The following is a 16067-nucleotide window of genomic DNA, read 5'->3' as shown; positions in this document are numbered from 1 at the left end:
CCGCCTGGTTGACGCCAGGCGGGGCTTTTTTATGCCTTCAAGTTACACACACCCTGTGGGAGCAGGGCCTGCTCGCGATGGCGTTGGGTCAGCCACATCAATGCTGAATGTCAGACTGCTTTCGCGAGCAAGCCCGCTCCCACCGGGGGAACTGCGGCCGGGCACAAGTTTTATGCCCGCTGAATATCTACTGTGGGAGCGAGCCTGCTCGCGATGGCGCCGGGCCAGCTACATCAATGCTGAATGTCAGACCGCTATCGCGAGCAAGCTTGGCTCCCACAGGGGAAGCTGCGAACTGCGGCCGGGCACAAGTTTTATGCCCCCTGAAGATCCACTGTGGGAGCGAGCCTGCTCGCGAAGACGTTGGGTCAGCTACATCAATGCTGAATGCCGGACCGCTATCGCGAGCAAGCTTGGCTCCCACAGGGAGAGCTGCGGCCGGGCACAAGACTTATATCCACTGAAATATCTACTGTGGGAGCAAAGCTTGCTCGCGATGGCATTGGGTCAGCTATATCAATGCTGAATGTCAGACTGCTTTCGCGAGCAAGCCCGCTCCCACAGGGTTCTGCGTCGTCTGTTATTTGAAGGCCAGTGCCTCTGGCACATCGACATCCCACGTCACGCCAGGATCGTCCACCGCCACCTCAACCACTCGCGCCCCGGTAAACAACACCTTGGCGCCGCGATCTGCGGTCAATGCCATCAATTTCGCACCAAACGCACGGCCAAATCCGACAGGATGCCCATATTCACCCCCAAGGACCGGCACACTGATGCCATCCTCACTGATCCGCGCCACCACCTGCTCGATGCTCGACGGCAGGATGAACGGCATGTCACCCAGCACGATCAACCAGCCATCAAGGTCCGGGCAAGCCTGGACACCCGCAGCGATACTGTCACCCAGGCCGGGCGAGTCCAGCTCGACAAAATCGCACCCATAAGCCTGCGCCATGCGAATCGCCTGTGGACGATCCTCGCGGGTCACCAGCACACGCTTTTCCAGGGAGGCTGGCAAGTTCACCAACACCTGCTCAATGACCGATCGGACGGCGTCATCACGGCCCGTGCAATCGGCCAGCAACTTATCTTTGTCCTGGCCTGCAACCTCACGGAAACGACTGCCCGATCCTGCCGCGAGAATGATCACGCCAATCGATCCAGACATCCCTCCTCCTCGCCTGCTGATTACAGCGGCTTCTTCTGGCGCAACTCGACGCCATTCTTGATCGCCACGATTTCAGCCAGCAACGACAAGGCGATTTCCGCCGGCGTATGGCTGCCGATGTGCAAACCGATCGGCCCGTGCAGCCGCTCGATAGCCTGTGCTGACAAGCCTAGCTGAGCCAGGTTATCCCGGCGCTTCTGGCTGTTAACCCGAGAGCCCAAGGCCCCGACATAAAAAGCCTTGGAGTCCAGGGCCGTGAGCAACGCCATGTCGTCCAATCGTGGATCATGGGTCAGGGCGACAATGGCCGTGCGCTCGTCAGTCTGGATGCTCAACACCGCTTCGTCAGGCATGCCGGAAACGAAGCGGCCATGCTGCTCTTCCCAACCGTAGACAAATTCCTTGCGCGGATCGCAGATCAACACCTCGAAATCCAGCAACCGGGCCATTTCTGCCACATAACGCGACAGTTGTCCGGCACCGATCAAGAGCAGTCGCCAGCGCGGGCCGTAGATGGCCCGCAGGGCTTGACCGTCGAATACCAGGGCGTCGGTTTTACTGGCCGGCGTCAGCACCACTTCGCCTGTGGCGACGGTCAGCTCACGGGCGACAATCTCATGGCCTTCGCAGCGCTCCAGCAGCTCTGCGACCCATTGCCAATCGCCGACCCGCTCTTCGGTCAGGCGCAAGGTGCCGCCGCACGGCAGGCCGAAACGCGCCGCCTCCTCACGAGTCACGCCATAGGTGATGAGCTGCACCGGCGGACCGTCCGCCGGAATACGCCCATCGTGCAACCGGGCGATCAGGTCATCCTCGACACAACCACCCGACACCGAGCCAATTACCACGCCGTCCTCGCGCAGGGCCAACATCGCCCCCGGCGGCCTCGGCGCGGTACCCCAGGTCTGGACCACCGTAAACAACACCACCCGCTGCCCGGCGCGGCGCCACTCAAGCACGCTGCGCAAGACGTTCAGATCAACGCTGTCCATCAGGCTTTGGCCTGCTGCCAACCTTGCAACTGATAACGCACGGGCAGCGTGCGGATGCGCTTGCCGGTGGCGGCGAAAATCGCGTTGCACAGCGCCGGCGCAATCGGCGGTACACCCGGTTCACCTACCCCGCCCAACGGCACCTCGCCCGGCGGCGTGACCAAGTGCACCGCGACCTCCTTGGGAGCCAGAGACATGCGCGCCACTTCGTACATGTGGAAGTTGTCTTGCTGGACCTTGCCATCCTTGAAGCTGATCTCCCCCACCACCGCATTGCCCAGGCCCATGACACAGGCGCCTTCGAACTGGGAGCGGATGCGCTCGGGGTTGATCTGCGGGCCGCAGTCCACGGCAATATCGGCCTTGTGCACGATCAACGTACCATCGTCCTTGACCTCCACCTCAAGCGCTGCCGCCACGTAGGTAACGAAGCTGTAATGCACCGCCAGCCCCAGGCCACGGCCCTTGGGCAGCTTACGGCCCCAACCGGCGGCCTTGGCGGCGGTTTCCAGCACCGTACGGATCCGCGCCGTATCGATGGGATAACGCTCGGGGGATTCGCCGTAGTTCCATTCTTCATTCAAGGTACGCGGATCGATCTTACGGTCCGGGCCAAGCAATTTGACGTGATACGCCAGTGGATCCTGGCCGGCCTTGTGGGCCAATTCGTCGATGAAACTCTGAATCGCAAAACCGTGGGGAATGTTCGACACCGAGCGGTACCAGCCGACCCTCGTATGGGCCACCGCTTCGGGATTTTCCAGGCGCATGTTGGCAATCGCGTAGGCCATGTTGGTCACGCCCATACCCACTTCGAACGGCGCTTCGTGAGTCATGCCCGGTGCAAACAGTGCGGTGATGCTCGGGGCTACGGTGCGATGCAGCCAGCCGGACGGCATCCCGTCCTGGTTCAGGCCAGCCTTGAGGTATTCGGCCGATACGGTGTGGAAATACGAATGATGGATGTCATCTTCGCGGGTCCACTGCACCCGTACCGCCTGGCCTGGAAACTCCTTGGCCAACACGGCCGCTTCGAGGACAAAATCGGGTTTGGACTTGCGCCCGAAACCGCCACCCAACAGCGTAATGTGCACCGTGACCTTGTCGAAAGGGATCCCCAATCGTTCGGCGACGCGTTCACGGGTGACCTGCGGTGCCTGGCTCGGTGCCCAGGCTTCGCACTGGCCATCCTTGAACCGGGCGACGGCAACCATCGGCTCCATCGGCGACTGAGACAGATGCGGCAGGTAATAGGACGCCTCCAGGGTCGAGTCGGCCTTGGCCAACGCCTCATCGAGGTCGCCCGTGTTGCGCAAGACTTTGCCAGGCTTGAGGGCGGCGGCTTCCAGCTCCTTGCGATAGGCGACGGAGTCATAGCCGGCATTCGGACCGTCGTCCCATTCGATTTTCAGCGCCTCGCGGCCCTTGATCGCCGCCCAGGTATTTTTCGCCACCACCGCCACGCCGCCCAGAGGCTGGAACTCGGAGGGCAGCGGACGTCCTTCGATCTGCAGCACCTTGACCACGCCTGGCACTTTCAGCGCCGCGCTGCTGTCCAGGCTCTTGACCTTGCCGCCATAGACTGGCGGGCGAGCCACGACGGCATAGAGCATGCCGTCGAAATGTACATCGGCGCCGAACACCGCACGACCGTTGACGACGTCTTCACCATCAATGGCCCGGCTCGACTCCTTGCCGATGTAGCGAAACTCCGAAGGTTGCTTGAGGCGCAGGCTGTCACCGGCCGGCACTGGCAAGGCACTGGCCGCGGCGGCCAACGCGCCATATCCCAGTTCCCGACCGGAAGGCTGGTGCACGACTTTGTGCAATTGGGCACGACACTCACTCGCCGGGACATTCCACTGGGCAGCGGCGGCCAGTTCCAACATGGTCCGGGCGGCGGCCCCGCAACGACGCATCGGCTCGTACCAGTGACGCATGCTGCGCGAACCGTCGGTGTCCTGGTTGCCGAAGCGCACCTCATCAGCCGGTGCCTGCTGCACCTTGACCCGTGCCCAGTCCGCGTCCAGTTCATCGGCCACCACCATGGTCAGGCTGGTACGCACGCCCTGGCCCATTTCCGAACGGTTGCAGATCACCGTCACACTGCCATCAGCGGCGATGCTCACGTACACTTTCGGGTCGTCGATCACACCATTGGGCATGCCCTCGCCGCCGAATTTCTTGTCCTCGGCAAAGGCGTCCGGTAGGCCCCAACTGGCAGCCAGTACCAACACGCCAGTGGCACTCGCGCCTTTGAGGAAACCACGCCGGCTGAAGTTGCTCAGCACAAAATCATTAGGTAAGCGGCTCATGCCTTGGCCTCCTTCAGGTGGGTGGAAGCCTGGCGGATCGCAGTCTTGATCCGGTTATAGGTGCCGCAGCGGCAGATGTTGCCGACCATCGCCTCCTCGATCTGCTCATCGCTCGGGTTGGGGTTGGTCTTGAGCAAAGCGGTCGCGGACATGATTTGCCCGCCCTGACAGTAGCCACACTGGGCCACTGCCGTATCGAGCCAGGCCTTCTGGACAATTTGCCCGACCGGGTCGACGTGAAGCGCATCGATGGTGGTGACATTCTGGCCTTTCACCGAGCCAATCGGGGTGATGCAACTACGCACCGGGGCACCGTCGACGTGGATGGTGCAGGCGCCGCACAGGCCCATGCCGCAGCCAAATTTGGTGCCGTTGTAACCGGCTACATCGCGGATAGCCCATAACAGCGGCATGTCCTCGGTCACATCCAGTTGGTGATCTTTTCCATTGAGCTTCAGGGTAATCATGGGCACGCCCGCATAGTGATCGAGTTATGGGGTCGAGCAATCTGCCGTTTGGGCAACGGTTCGGTTGGCGCAGACTGACTCAGGCTAATTGGGCTCTCTTGTGCAAACACGCAAGCGTCTGCACCGGGCCTTCATTAATGCGATGGTCGCATCGTTAGCCCACTAAATTAACCCAGGATTAAGCAAAACGCCCTGCACAATCCTGCACAAATGATCCTTGTGCGAGGTTGTGCAGGGCGCTCGGTGAAAGCCAGGTTCAGTACCGATTGGGCTCCATTTCCAGATCGACCTGAAAACGTTCGGCAATGTCTTTCTGGATGCGCAGGGCCAGATCCAGCAATTGCGGACCGGTGGCGCAGCCGTAGTTGACCAGCACCAAGGCCTGCAACTTATGCACCCCAGCGTCGCCTTCGCGAAAGCCTTTCCAGCCAGCGCGCTCGATCAACCAACCGGCGGCAATTTTCATCTGCCCCCGGGGTTGTGGATAAGCCACCAGATCCGGGTATTGCAGCTTGAGTTGCGCGACGTGCGAAGCCGGCACCAGCGGGTTCTTGAAGAAACTGCCGGCGTTGCCCAGCACCGCCGGGTCAGGGAGCTTTTCACTGCGAATGCTGCAGATGGCCCGGCTGACATCCGAGGGAGTCGCCTGTTCGATGCCCAGTTCGGTCAACCGCTGGCGGACCGGACCGTACTCCAGGTGCAAATGCGCGGCGCGACTGAGGGCAAAGCGCACTCGCAGGATCAGCCAGCGACCCACTTGCTGCTTAAACAGGCTGTCGCGGTAGGCGAAACGGCATTCTTCGAGAGTGAAATCGCGCAGCTCACCGGTTTGCCGATCCAGGGCGGTGAGGCCGGCGAATACATCCTTGATCTCCACGCCGTAGGCACCGATGTTTTGCATCGGCGCGGCCCCCACCGTACCGGGAATCAGGCTGAGGTTCTCCAGCCCCGACCAGCCTTGCGCCAGCGTGTACTGGACAAAAGGGTGCCACGGTTCGCCTGCTTCAGCTTCGATCAGTACCCGCTCGCCATCATCGCTGAGCAGACGAATCCCTTGGCTGGCCATGCGCAACACCAGCGCATCGACATCGCCGGTCAGCAGCAAGTTGCTGCCACCACCGATCACCAGCAACGGCACTTCATTGGCGCTGGCATAGGCCAGCGCCTGGCGAACATCGGCGTCGCTGTGAGCTTCGGCGAATAACCGGGCGGTGACGTCCACGCCAAAGCTGTTGAACCGCTTGAGGCTGACGCCGGCCCGCACTTGCAAGGTCATAACCGCCCCTTCAACTCGATCACCAGGCGATCCGTGGCACGTTCGATCAGATCCAGCACTTGCTCGAAACCCTGTTCGCCGTCGTAGTACGGGTCCGGTACGTCATCAAGTTCAGCCTCGTAGCGGCGCAGGAACAAATCCAGTTCGGCCCGACCATTGGCCGGTTGCAGGGACTTGAGGTTGCGCAGGTTGCTGCCGTCCATCGCCAGAATCAGGTCATACGCGGCAAAATCAGCCCGGCTGACTTGCCGGGCACGCTGGGCCGACAAGTCATAGCCGCGTCGCAGGGCCGCAGCCTGGCTGCGTTTGTCCGGAGCCTTGCCGACATGCCAGTCACCGGTGCCGGCGGAAGCGACTTCCACCTGTTCGGCCAGCCCGGCCTCGCGCAGTTTGTGCCGCAGGATGCCTTCGGCGGTGGGTGATCGGCAGATGTTGCCGAGGCAGACAAACAGAACCCGCATCAGGCCTCCAGCAGGCGACGAACGCGCTCGAGGTCTTCCACCGTGTCGACGCCGGTCGGCGGGGCAATCAGCGCATCGGCGACGTGGATTCGCACGCCGTGCCACAGGGCACGCAGTTGCTCCAGGGATTCGGTGTTTTCCAGCCAGCACGGGCCCCAGGCGACGAAATCCTCGAGGAAACCTGCGCGGTAAGCGTAAATGCCGATGTGGCGGCGATACGGCACACTGTCAGGCATTACCTCCCGGCTTTGCGCGAATGCATCACGGGCCCAGGGCAAGGTGGCGCGGCTGAAAGTCAGTGCCAGGCCATTGAGGTCGCTGACAACCTTGACCACGTTGGGGTTGAACAGGGTTTGCAGATCCTCGATCGGCTCGGCCAGGGTGGCCATGCGCGCTTCGGGATGGGCTGCCAGATTGTTTGCAACCTGATCGATCACGCTGGGCGGGATCAACGGTTCATCGCCCTGCACATTGACCACGATGGCGTCGGGCTCCAGGCCCAGCTTGGCGGCGACTTCCGCCAGGCGATCAGTCCCGGAGTTGTGATCCTCGCGAGTCAGCACCACTTCGGCGCCAAAGCCCTTGCAGGCCTCCACGATGCGCCCATCGTCGGTCGCCACTACCACGCGCTGGGCGCTGCTTTTGCAAGCCTGTTCCCACACGTGCTGGATCATCGGCTTGCCGGCGATCAACAGCAACGGCTTGCCGGGCAGGCGCGTCGAGGCAAAGCGCGACGGAATGACAACGGTAAAGGCTGCGGTCATTTATCCAGGCGCTCGTCGGTGGTCAGGGTACGGGCCTCGCTTTCGAGCATCACCGGGATGCCATCGCGAATCGGATAGGCCAGGCCTGCGCCTTTGCTGATCAGCTCGGTTTTGTCGGCGCTGAGCTTGAGGGGGCCTTTGCAGACCGGGCAGGCCAGAATGTCGAGCAATTTGGTGTCCATGAAGATTTCCCTGGATAAATGGTTTTAAGGCAAAAGCCGATCCGGTAACAGGCGCATCAACTGGGTATCGAACCAGTCCGCGAAGGCTGGCGACGGCGCGGCGTCCACCGCCAGGTACCACCAATGGGGCTCGGCGAAGGCACGGCATTTGACCGCGTCCTTTTCCGTCATGACCACCGGCAACGACGGCGTGAAATTCAATGCCTGGGCGCTGTATTGGGCGTGGTCGGCAAACCCGTGCGGTATAGGTCGCCAGTGTAGCGTTTCGAGGGTGTTGAAGAAACGCCGGGGATTGCCGATGCCGGCCACCGCATGCAGGGCCTGGCCAGGCGGAAAATGGTCCAGTGGCCGCCGTTCGCCACTGGCCAGATTCACCAGGGCAGTGGGTCGCAGTTCGAAGGCAAAGCCGTCTTCGCGGTCGGCGCTGGCGCCGTTATACAGCACGGCATCGACCGATTGCAGACGCTCCGCGGGTTCACGCAGCGGACCGGCAGGCAGACAACGTCGATTGCCCAGGCCGCGGGCGTTGTCGATCAGCACCAACTCAAGATCCCGGGCCAGGCGGTAATGTTGCATGCCGTCGTCGGACAGGATCAGGTCCAGCGGTTGAGCCTCCAGCAGCGCCTGGACCGCCCGGCTGCGATCCGGATCGATCATCAATGGCACGCCGCTGCGCTGGACAATCAGCAGTGGCTCATCACCGGCGATGTCGGCGCCCTGCCCGGCCTCGACTCGCCACGGCAAATGGGGTGGTTTGGCGCCATAACCCCGGCTCACCACACCGACCCGCAGGCCACTGCGCTGGCAATGCTGGATCATCCACAGGATCAATGGCGTCTTGCCAGTGCCGCCAACAGTGATGTTGCCCACCACCACCAACGGCACGGGCGGTTGGTAAATCTCACCCTCGCCCGCCAGAAAACGCTCGCGTTTGCCCATCACCACCCGCCGGTACAACCACTCCAGTGGCCGCAACAGCGTCAGGGCCGGGTGACCTTCGTACCAGGCGGCAAGCAATCGATCAGACATGGCCATCAGGGTGCCGGCGCCGCCTCGACGGTGGTCATGCGCAGATGGCTGAAGCCGAGCTTGCCGGCCGCGTCCATGGCGGTGATGACGGATTGATGAGGGGTTTTGCCGTCGGCGCTGATGGACAGCGGCAGGCTGGTGTCGCCGCCGGACTCCTTCTGCAGCGCATCGATCAGGCTCGCCAGGTCGCTCTTGGGCAGCAACTGATTGTTCACCGAAAACGTCCCTTCGGCACTGATCGTGACTTCCAGGTTCTTGAGTTGCTGGTCTTCGGCCGGCGAGCCGCTGACCGCTTCCGGCAACTCCACCTTGAGCTGGGTTTCCCGGGTGAAGGTGGTGGTCACGACGAAAAACAGCAGCAGGATGAACACCACGTCAATCAGCGACGCGAGGTTGATCTCGACGGTTTCCCGTGGTTTGCGGCGGAATTTCACTTCTTGCCCTCGGCCAGGTCCACGTCACGGTCGCCTTGCACCACCTCGACCAGCTTGATGGCTTCCTGCTCCATGCCCACCACCAGCTCATCGATGCGTCTCTGCAGGAACCGATGGAAGAACACGGAAGGAATCCCCACCATCAATCCGGCGGCCGTGGTGATCAAGGCCTTGGAAATCCCCCCTGCCAGCACCGAGGCATTGGCGGTCATGCCGGCGCCGGTGAACGAACTGAAAATGTCGATCATGCCCAACACCGTGCCCAGCAGGCCCAGCAACGGGGCCATGGCGGCGATGGTGCCCAGGGCATTGATGTAGCGTTCCAGCTCATGGATGACCCGGGCGGCGGCTTCTTCGATGCACTCCTTCATGATCTCGCGACCATGCTTGGAATTTGCCAGGCCCGCGGCGAGGATTTCACCCAGCGGTGAACTGGCCCGCAGCTCCTTGAGCCGGTCCTTGTTCAGTTTCTTGTCCTTGATCCAGACCCAGACCTGGCCAAGCAAATGCTCCGGGGTCACGCGACTGGCCCGCAGGGTCCACAGCCGTTCGGCAACAATCCCCAGCGCCACGATGGAGCTCAGAATGATCGGCAACATCATCCAGCCGCCGGATTTGACCAATTCCCACACAGTGACAGCCCCCTCGAAAAAGTGCGCCACTTTATCATACAGACTCGCCTTGCAGGCCCGCCCCGCCGATAACACCGTCGTCGAGGATGACCCGGGTCAAGGTTGCGGCCATGGTCCCGCAGACGGCGGGTCGCGCCAGTATCGCCGTTGGCCGGCCTGAAGGTGCGGCGGTTCGAAGGCTCCCAGTTGCAGACGAATGGCACCCTGTTCAGCGCTGTCGTAGATCGCCATGCCCAAGCGGCGATAGCGAGCCATCACCCGGGGATGAGGGTGCCCGAATGCATTGCCCTGGCCTCGGGAGATCAACACCGAATGGGGTCTGAGGCGTGACAGCAGCACCATCGACGATGAACTGCGGCTACCGTGATGGGGCGCCGCCAGCCACTGGATCGGCACCGCCAGAGGCCCGTCGAGCAAAGCGCGCTCGGCATGGCTATCGATGTCTCCGGTGAGCAACAGCCGCTCACCCCCCGCCTCGATCAGCAAAACGCAGGACCGCTGGTTGCTTTCAAGGGCTGATGACCATTGCCACAGCTCGAACCAGACCCCGTCCCATTCCCAGCGCGCACCACTGTCGCACGCCTCTGCCTGCAAAGCGGCAGGCAACGCGGCCGGGTCTCCGCTGACGACCCGAGTCGTTGGTAACCCGTTGCGTACCGTTTGGGCGCCTCCGGCGTGATCGGCGTCAGCATGACTGAGCAGCATCAGGTCCAACCCGGCGACGCCCAGCTTGCGCAAGGTGGGCAGCACCACGCGCTCACCCGCGTCGGCCTCGCCAAAGCGCGGCCCCGCATCGTAAAGCAACGTATGACGACGGGTGCGCACCAACACCGCCAAGCCTTGGCCCACGTCCAGTTGCCAGATTTCAGCTTGGCCTGGTGGAACTTCCTCCCGCGGAGGAAAAACCACCAGCAGCAACATGGGCCATCCCAGTACCCGCAGCGGCACACCTTTGGGCAGCAACAGTAACAAAGCCCCAAGAGCGGCCATGCCCCATGCCCATACAGGGATAGCCGCAGGCACCCATGCCGGTATTCGTCCGGCCGCCAGCGCCAGCCCCTTGAATAGCAGATCGAGCAACCCGCCGGCGATCCAAAGCAGTCCTTCACCCACGAACGGCACCGGCAGCAACGCCGTACCGAGCAGCGCCGGCGGCAACACCAGCAGGCTGACCCAAGGCACCGCCAACAGGTTCACCAGGGGTCCGCTGAGGCTGACCGGCAAACCCAATATCAACAATATCGGGCACAGCCCGACCGCAACCAGCCACTGGGCACGGGTCCAGGTTTGCCACCAGCGCCAGGGCCCCAGCCGAGCGCCAAAAGTAAACACCAGGATCGCCACCGCGGCGAACGACAGCCAGAACCCCAGCCGCAGGCTGGCCAGCGGATCGAACACCAGCACCCCATTGAAAGCCAGCAGCCACGCCCACCAAGGGTCCGGATGCCGGTAACGCAAGCGCCACAGCAGCACCAGGGCGATCATGGCGCAGGCTCGCCGCACTGGCACCTCGAAGCCGGCGAGCAAGCCGTAGCCCAAGGCTGCGCTGAAGGCCAGCGCGCAGGCCCAAGGTAACCACGGCAGACGCGCCGGCCACACACCATAGCGCGCCGCACCGGCCACCAGCAGATACACCAGCCCGGCGAGCAGCCCGATATGTTGCCCGGAAATCACCAACAGATGGACCGTGCCGGTGTCTTGCAGCACCTGCCAGTCATCGCGGCTCAATCCGCCGCCGTCCCCCAGGACCAATGCCGCCAGCGCCCCGGAGCGGCCCTGGGCGTCAACTTGCGCCAGCGCCTGACGCACACCGTCACGCCAGGCACCTTGGGCAGGTTGCTGGAGATGACCGTCCTTTACCGTACCGGTCGCGCCGATGCCCCGACTCAACAGCCAGGCTTGGTAATCGAAGCCATGGGGGTTCAGGAGACCGACGGGGCGCTTGAGCTTCACCGCCAATCGCCATCGCTCGCCGCTGCTCACAGGCGGTCCACCGAACCAGGCCAGGCGCATCGACGCCGGCAGCCGTGTGCGGCGGGAATGGGTATCGGCCAGTTCGAAACGCACCACACCCTCGCTGTATTGCGGTAACCCGACGACGCGCCCTTCGACCCAGCGGGTTTCTCCGTCCAGCGCGACAGGTAACCGCTCGTCCAAGGCCATCTGCGCCAACAGACAGGCCCAAGCCAGCCCGATCAGGAAAAAACCCAGTGGATGAGTTCGAAACGGCAAAACCATCAGCGCCAGCACAGGCATGACCGCAATCAGCCACAGCGGCGGCAGCGCCGGGCAAAAAACCGGGGTCAGCAGCCCGAGTGCAAGCGCGAGCATCCCTGTGCGCATAAGCCTGTCCTTGAGAGTCTTCTCTTCAGGCTTAGTCGGTCTTCGGCACGCTGCGCGTTAACAATTGTCACAAAGTCTGAATCAGTCGGCCGTAGAATGCGGACATACTTGCGGCCTTACCGCTTTGAACCGACCGAGAAGCCTTATGCCCCGGCGCCTTTTCAAACGTTACATGCCTGACCCAGCGAGTATTCGGGAACATAAATCCTTACGCTTTCTCGGTTCATTGCTGCACGACCCCAACCTCTGGCACCTCAACCGACACTCGGTGGCTCGGGCGATGGCCGTCGGCCTGTTTGCCGCCTTTTTGCCGATCCCCTTACAGATGCTGTTGGCCGCAGCGCTGGCCATCACGGTACGCGGCAACATACCGATTGCGGTGAGCCTGGTCTGGCTGACCAACCCCCTCACCATGCCCGCCGTGTTTTTCTGCACCTACCAGACCGGGGCCTGGTTGATGGATGTGCCTGCCCGCACGTTACCGGAAGAACTGACCTGGGAATGGATCACCAACCAGCTGTCCACCTTGTGGCAGCCGTTTCTGCTGGGGTCGGTGGTGACCGGCCTGGTGCTGGGCGCCCTGGCCTATTTCATGACCATGATCTATTGGCGCTGGTGGGTGGCGCGGCAGTGGAGACGGCGCAAGAAAAGCCGGATGTGAGAAACCAAAAGGCCTCCATTGAATGGAGGCCTTTTTTGCATTTCCATGTGAGAGCGAGCCTGCTCGCGATAGCGGTATGCCAGTCAGCACACCTGCCGAGTTCTAAGTACGCATCCCCCGCCCACCGACCAACAGCCGCACACAACCCACATAAAGCACCACGGTTGCCACCAGCATGAAGGTGATCGCAACGCTGATCCGGATGTCCGACACCCCAAGGATGCCGTAGCGGAACGCGTTGACCATGTGCAGCACCGGGTTGGCCAGGGACACGGTCTGCCAGAACGGTGGCAGCAGGGAGATCGAGTAGAACACTCCGCCCAGGTAAGTCAGTGGCGTGAGCACGAACGTCGGGATGATGGAAATATCATCGAAGTTGCGCGCGAACACCGCATTGATGAACCCCAGCAGCGAAAAGATCGTGGCGGTGAACACCACCACCAATATCGTCACGCCCAAATGGTGCACTTGCAGATCGGTGAAGAACAGTGACAGCAAGGTCACGATCAAGCCCACCGCCAACCCACGCAATACACCGCCCAGGGTGTAGCCGATCAGGATCGTATGGGGCGAAACCGGCGAGACCATCAGTTCCTCGATCGAGCGCTGGAACTTGCTGCCGAAGAAACTCGAGACCACGTTACCGTAGGAGTTGGTGATCACCGACATCATGATCAGCCCCGGCACGATGTAGTCCATGTACGTGAAGCCACCCATGTCGCCGATCTGCCGGCCGATCAGGTTGCCGAAAATCACGAAGTACAAAACCATGGTGATCGCCGGCGGCAGCAGGGTCTGCGGCCAGATCCGCATGAAGCGTCGGACTTCGCGATAAACGATCGTGTTGAGGGCAATGAGGTTGGGTCGCAGCTCGGAACTCATACAGCCACCTTCGCCAGATTTTTCTCCACCAGAGACACGAACAACTCCTCGAGGCGATTGGTTTTGTTGCGCAGGCTCTGCACTTCAATGTTTTGCAGCGCCAGTTGGGAGAACAAGCCGGTAATGCCGACGGTTTTATCCACCTGGACTTCCAGTGTGTGATGGTCCACCAGACGGGCCGGATAACCGATAAGTTGCGGCACGGTCTTCAGATCGTTCTTCAGATCCAACAGGAACGTCTCCACATGCAGTTGGCTGAGCAACTGTCGCATGCTGGTGTTCTCGACGATGGTGCCGTGGTCGATGATGCCGATGTTGCGGCACAGCTGCTCGGCCTCTTCCAGGTAATGGGTGGTGAGGATGATGGTGATGCCTTTCTGATTCAGCTCGGTCAGGAAGGTCCACATCGAACGACGCAGCTCGATGTCGACACCCGCAGTTGGTTCGTCGAGGATCAGCAGGCGTGGCTCATGCACCAGGGCACGAGCAATCATCAGGCGCCGCTTCATGCCGCCGGACAACGAACGGGACGGCACATCACGCTTGTCCCACAACCCCAATTGAGTCAGATATTTCTCGGCGCGCTCATTGGCGATCTTCGGCGGGATACCGTAGTAACCGGCCTGGGTCACAACGATGTCGAAGGTCTTTTCGAACTGGTTGAAATTGAACTCCTGGGGCACCACGCCGATACAGCGCTTGAGAGCCGCGGGTTCACGGTCCAGATCATGACCGAAGATATTCACCGTACCGCTGGTTTTGTTCACCAGGGTGGAAAGAATGCCGATAGTGGTGGACTTGCCGGCACCATTGGGGCCGAGCAAGGCGAAAAAATCACCTTCGGCGACGTCCAGATCGATACCACTCAAGGCCTGGAAACCGTTGCCGTAGGTTTTGGTTAGCTGCCGGATGGACAGAGCGGAACTCATATCGGATTACGCACCAAGAAGGGGAAGAAAGAATTAGATAAGGGCGCACGGCGAGCAATACAACCACGGCGCACGAAAGCAATGGTGCGTGGCGTCGCCGCACAAGTACAGTCAAGCGTGTCGATAGTAAGTATTAAGTCAACGCGGTCATGACCGCCTTGCGATACGCCGGACGCTGCTGCAGCCGGGCGTACCAGGCCTGTAGATGAGGCAGCGCAGCACGTTCGATGGGCATCTCGAACCAGGCATAAATGAAACTGCCCAAGGGAATATCGCCCATGCCGATTTCATCCCCCGAAAGGTAGGGTTGCTCGCTCAACGTCTGGTCCGCCATCGCTAGCAAGCCGTCGCAGACCTTGATCGCCGCATGGATCGCCGTCCAGTCCTGCTGCTCGGCGGGGGTGCGCAACACACCCCAGAACACGGTGCGAAACGGATCGGCAAACGAGGAGGTGGTCCAGTCCATCCACTTATCAGCCATGGCCCGAGCCTGCGGGTCTGCCGGATACCAGGCCGAACCCGGAGCGTGGCGAGACACCAGATAACGCACGATGGTGTTGGACTCCCAAAGCACGAAACCGTCGTCTTCGATCATCGGGACGCGGCCATTGGGGTTCTTTGCACGATACTCAGGCGTGTCCACCACGCCGAACGCACCGCCCGCGTCGATGGCCTCGTAGGCCAGCCCCAGTTCTTCGGCGCACCACAGCGCCTTGCGCACATTCGATGAATTTTTCCGACCCCAGATCTTCAGCATCACGGCTTGCTCCGATGGATAAATGCCGCAGCAGCATACGCCGGATCAGCCGCGACTCAAATCGCCCTGCATGTCGCCGAGCAGGTGCGGCATTTGCTCGCCGAACAGGTGCGGGTAACATTTTTCCAGGTGCGCAAAGAAGAACGCTTCGGGCACATCGGCGAATTGGCCGTGGTCGGTGACGTACTCCATCAGCTTGGCGCCCTGGCGATTGAACGGGTGGAAAACGCTGTCTTGGAGGCCATCGAATTCCAGGGGGGCTATGTCGAACAACTCACACAAACCTTGATTGAAGGCCGGCGTGGCCTTGACCCAGCGCCCGTTGAGGTAGAACTCGGTATAGCCGTGCATGGCGAACACGTCACTCTTGAGCAATTCCAGCAGGCGCGCAGTGGACAAGTGATTACGCACATCCGCCAGACCGATGCGCGCCGGGATACCACAATGGCGAGCGCAGGCGGCCAGCAAGGTCGCCTTCGGCACGCAATAGCTTTCACCGCAGGCCAGCGCGTAACTGCCACGCAGGGTCTGCGGATCGCGACTGAAGGTATAGGGGTTGTAGCGCACGGCCTCGCGCACCGCGTAATACAGGCTGATTGCTTGTGCCTGCGGGTCGCGGTCAGTGCCACGATGGGTTTCGGCGAACTCGATGACCGCAGGGTGATCGCTGTCGATGAAGCGGCTGGGGTTCAGGTATTGCTGCATGATAAAGACCTCTCGGAAAACGCCAGCGTCCGTAGAACCGGACGCCGCCCTTGTGGCGAGGGGATTC

17 protein-coding genes are annotated in these 16067 nt (G+C 61.6%); 1 reads left to right on the top strand and 16 read right to left on the bottom strand.

The annotated features are described in order from the left end of the window. Window positions 1-580: 580 nt before the first annotated feature. From PSH57_RS08005 to PSH57_RS07950, 12 genes are all read right to left on the bottom strand, one after another. Entirely contained in the window at window positions 581-1171 is a 591-nt protein-coding gene (locus PSH57_RS08005; RefSeq protein WP_305388858.1) for a nucleotidyltransferase family protein, read from the bottom strand. Between the two features lie 20 nt (window positions 1172-1191). Then, entirely contained in the window at window positions 1192-2163 is a 972-nt protein-coding gene (locus tag PSH57_RS08000) for an XdhC family protein (RefSeq protein ID WP_305388857.1), read from the bottom strand. Next, on the bottom strand, window positions 2163-4478 hold the full coding sequence (locus tag PSH57_RS07995; RefSeq protein ID WP_305416472.1) for a xanthine dehydrogenase family protein molybdopterin-binding subunit: 2316 nt from the start codon (window positions 4476-4478) through the stop codon (window positions 2163-2165). Before PSH57_RS07995 ends, PSH57_RS08000 begins: the two co-directional genes overlap by 1 nt. Beyond that, window positions 4475-4945 carry a (2Fe-2S)-binding protein gene (locus PSH57_RS07990; RefSeq protein WP_256231509.1) on the bottom strand — a complete coding sequence of 157 codons (471 nt, stop codon included), beginning with the start codon at window positions 4943-4945 and terminating at the stop codon, window positions 4475-4477. Before PSH57_RS07990 ends, PSH57_RS07995 begins: the two co-directional genes overlap by 4 nt. 256 nt (window positions 4946-5201) lie before the next feature. Further along, window positions 5202-6221, bottom strand: a complete 1020-nt coding sequence (gene murB, locus PSH57_RS07985) for a UDP-N-acetylmuramate dehydrogenase (protein ID WP_305388855.1) — start codon at window positions 6219-6221, stop codon at window positions 5202-5204. Beyond that, on the bottom strand, window positions 6218-6682 hold the full coding sequence (locus PSH57_RS07980; RefSeq protein ID WP_305388854.1) for a low molecular weight protein-tyrosine-phosphatase: 465 nt from the start codon (window positions 6680-6682) through the stop codon (window positions 6218-6220). The genes murB and PSH57_RS07980 overlap by 4 nt, the downstream gene beginning before the upstream one ends. Beyond that, window positions 6682-7446, bottom strand: a complete 765-nt coding sequence (gene kdsB / locus PSH57_RS07975; protein ID WP_305388853.1) for a 3-deoxy-manno-octulosonate cytidylyltransferase — start codon at window positions 7444-7446, stop codon at window positions 6682-6684. The genes PSH57_RS07980 and kdsB overlap by 1 nt, the downstream gene beginning before the upstream one ends. Further along, a complete protein-coding gene (locus PSH57_RS07970) occupies window positions 7443-7628 on the bottom strand; it encodes a Trm112 family protein (protein ID WP_003179363.1) in 186 nt (61 codons plus the stop codon). The genes kdsB and PSH57_RS07970 overlap by 4 nt, the downstream gene beginning before the upstream one ends. Before the next feature lie 24 nt (window positions 7629-7652). After that, window positions 7653-8663 carry a tetraacyldisaccharide 4'-kinase gene (gene lpxK / locus PSH57_RS07965; RefSeq protein ID WP_305388852.1) on the bottom strand — a complete coding sequence of 337 codons (1011 nt, stop codon included), beginning with the start codon at window positions 8661-8663 and terminating at the stop codon, window positions 7653-7655. After that, window positions 8663-9091: an ExbD/TolR family protein gene (locus PSH57_RS07960; protein WP_047228182.1), complete on the bottom strand. Its 429-nt coding sequence runs from the start codon at window positions 9089-9091 to the stop codon at window positions 8663-8665. The genes lpxK and PSH57_RS07960 overlap by 1 nt, the downstream gene beginning before the upstream one ends. Continuing rightward, entirely contained in the window at window positions 9088-9723 is a 636-nt protein-coding gene (locus tag PSH57_RS07955) for a MotA/TolQ/ExbB proton channel family protein (RefSeq protein ID WP_177513903.1), read from the bottom strand. Before PSH57_RS07955 ends, PSH57_RS07960 begins: the two co-directional genes overlap by 4 nt. Before the next feature lie 96 nt (window positions 9724-9819). Next, complete coding sequence (locus PSH57_RS07950) at window positions 9820-12066, bottom strand: DNA internalization-related competence protein ComEC/Rec2 (protein WP_305388851.1); 2247 nt, start codon at window positions 12064-12066, stop codon at window positions 9820-9822. 145 nt (window positions 12067-12211) lie between these two features. Between PSH57_RS07950 and PSH57_RS07945 the strand changes: the two genes are divergently transcribed. Next, window positions 12212-12727 (top strand): DUF2062 domain-containing protein, encoded by a 516-nt coding sequence (locus PSH57_RS07945; RefSeq protein ID WP_256231515.1) that lies wholly within the window; start codon window positions 12212-12214, stop codon window positions 12725-12727. A 102-nt stretch (window positions 12728-12829) separates the two neighbouring features. Here the strand turns inward: PSH57_RS07945 and PSH57_RS07940 are convergent, their stop codons facing one another. From PSH57_RS07940 to PSH57_RS07925, 4 genes are all read right to left on the bottom strand, one after another. Next, on the bottom strand, window positions 12830-13609 hold the full coding sequence (locus PSH57_RS07940) for an ABC transporter permease (RefSeq protein ID WP_305388849.1): 780 nt from the start codon (window positions 13607-13609) through the stop codon (window positions 12830-12832). Next, window positions 13606-14538, bottom strand: coding sequence for an ABC transporter ATP-binding protein (locus tag PSH57_RS07935; protein ID WP_305388848.1), 933 nt, complete (start codon window positions 14536-14538; stop codon window positions 13606-13608). Before PSH57_RS07935 ends, PSH57_RS07940 begins: the two co-directional genes overlap by 4 nt. Before the next feature lie 133 nt (window positions 14539-14671). Then, window positions 14672-15295: a glutathione S-transferase family protein gene (locus PSH57_RS07930; RefSeq protein ID WP_305388847.1), complete on the bottom strand. Its 624-nt coding sequence runs from the start codon at window positions 15293-15295 to the stop codon at window positions 14672-14674. Window positions 15296-15340: 45 nt separating this feature from the next. Further along, entirely contained in the window at window positions 15341-16000 is a 660-nt protein-coding gene (locus PSH57_RS07925; protein WP_305388846.1) for a transglutaminase-like domain-containing protein, read from the bottom strand. Between the last annotated feature and the right edge of the window lie 67 nt (window positions 16001-16067).

Origin of the sequence: Pseudomonas hefeiensis, from assembly GCF_030687835.1 — a bacterium.
In the GTDB taxonomy this organism is placed as follows: domain Bacteria; phylum Pseudomonadota; class Gammaproteobacteria; order Pseudomonadales; family Pseudomonadaceae; genus Aquipseudomonas; species Aquipseudomonas hefeiensis.
This window is presented reverse-complemented; position numbering and strand designations above follow the sequence as displayed.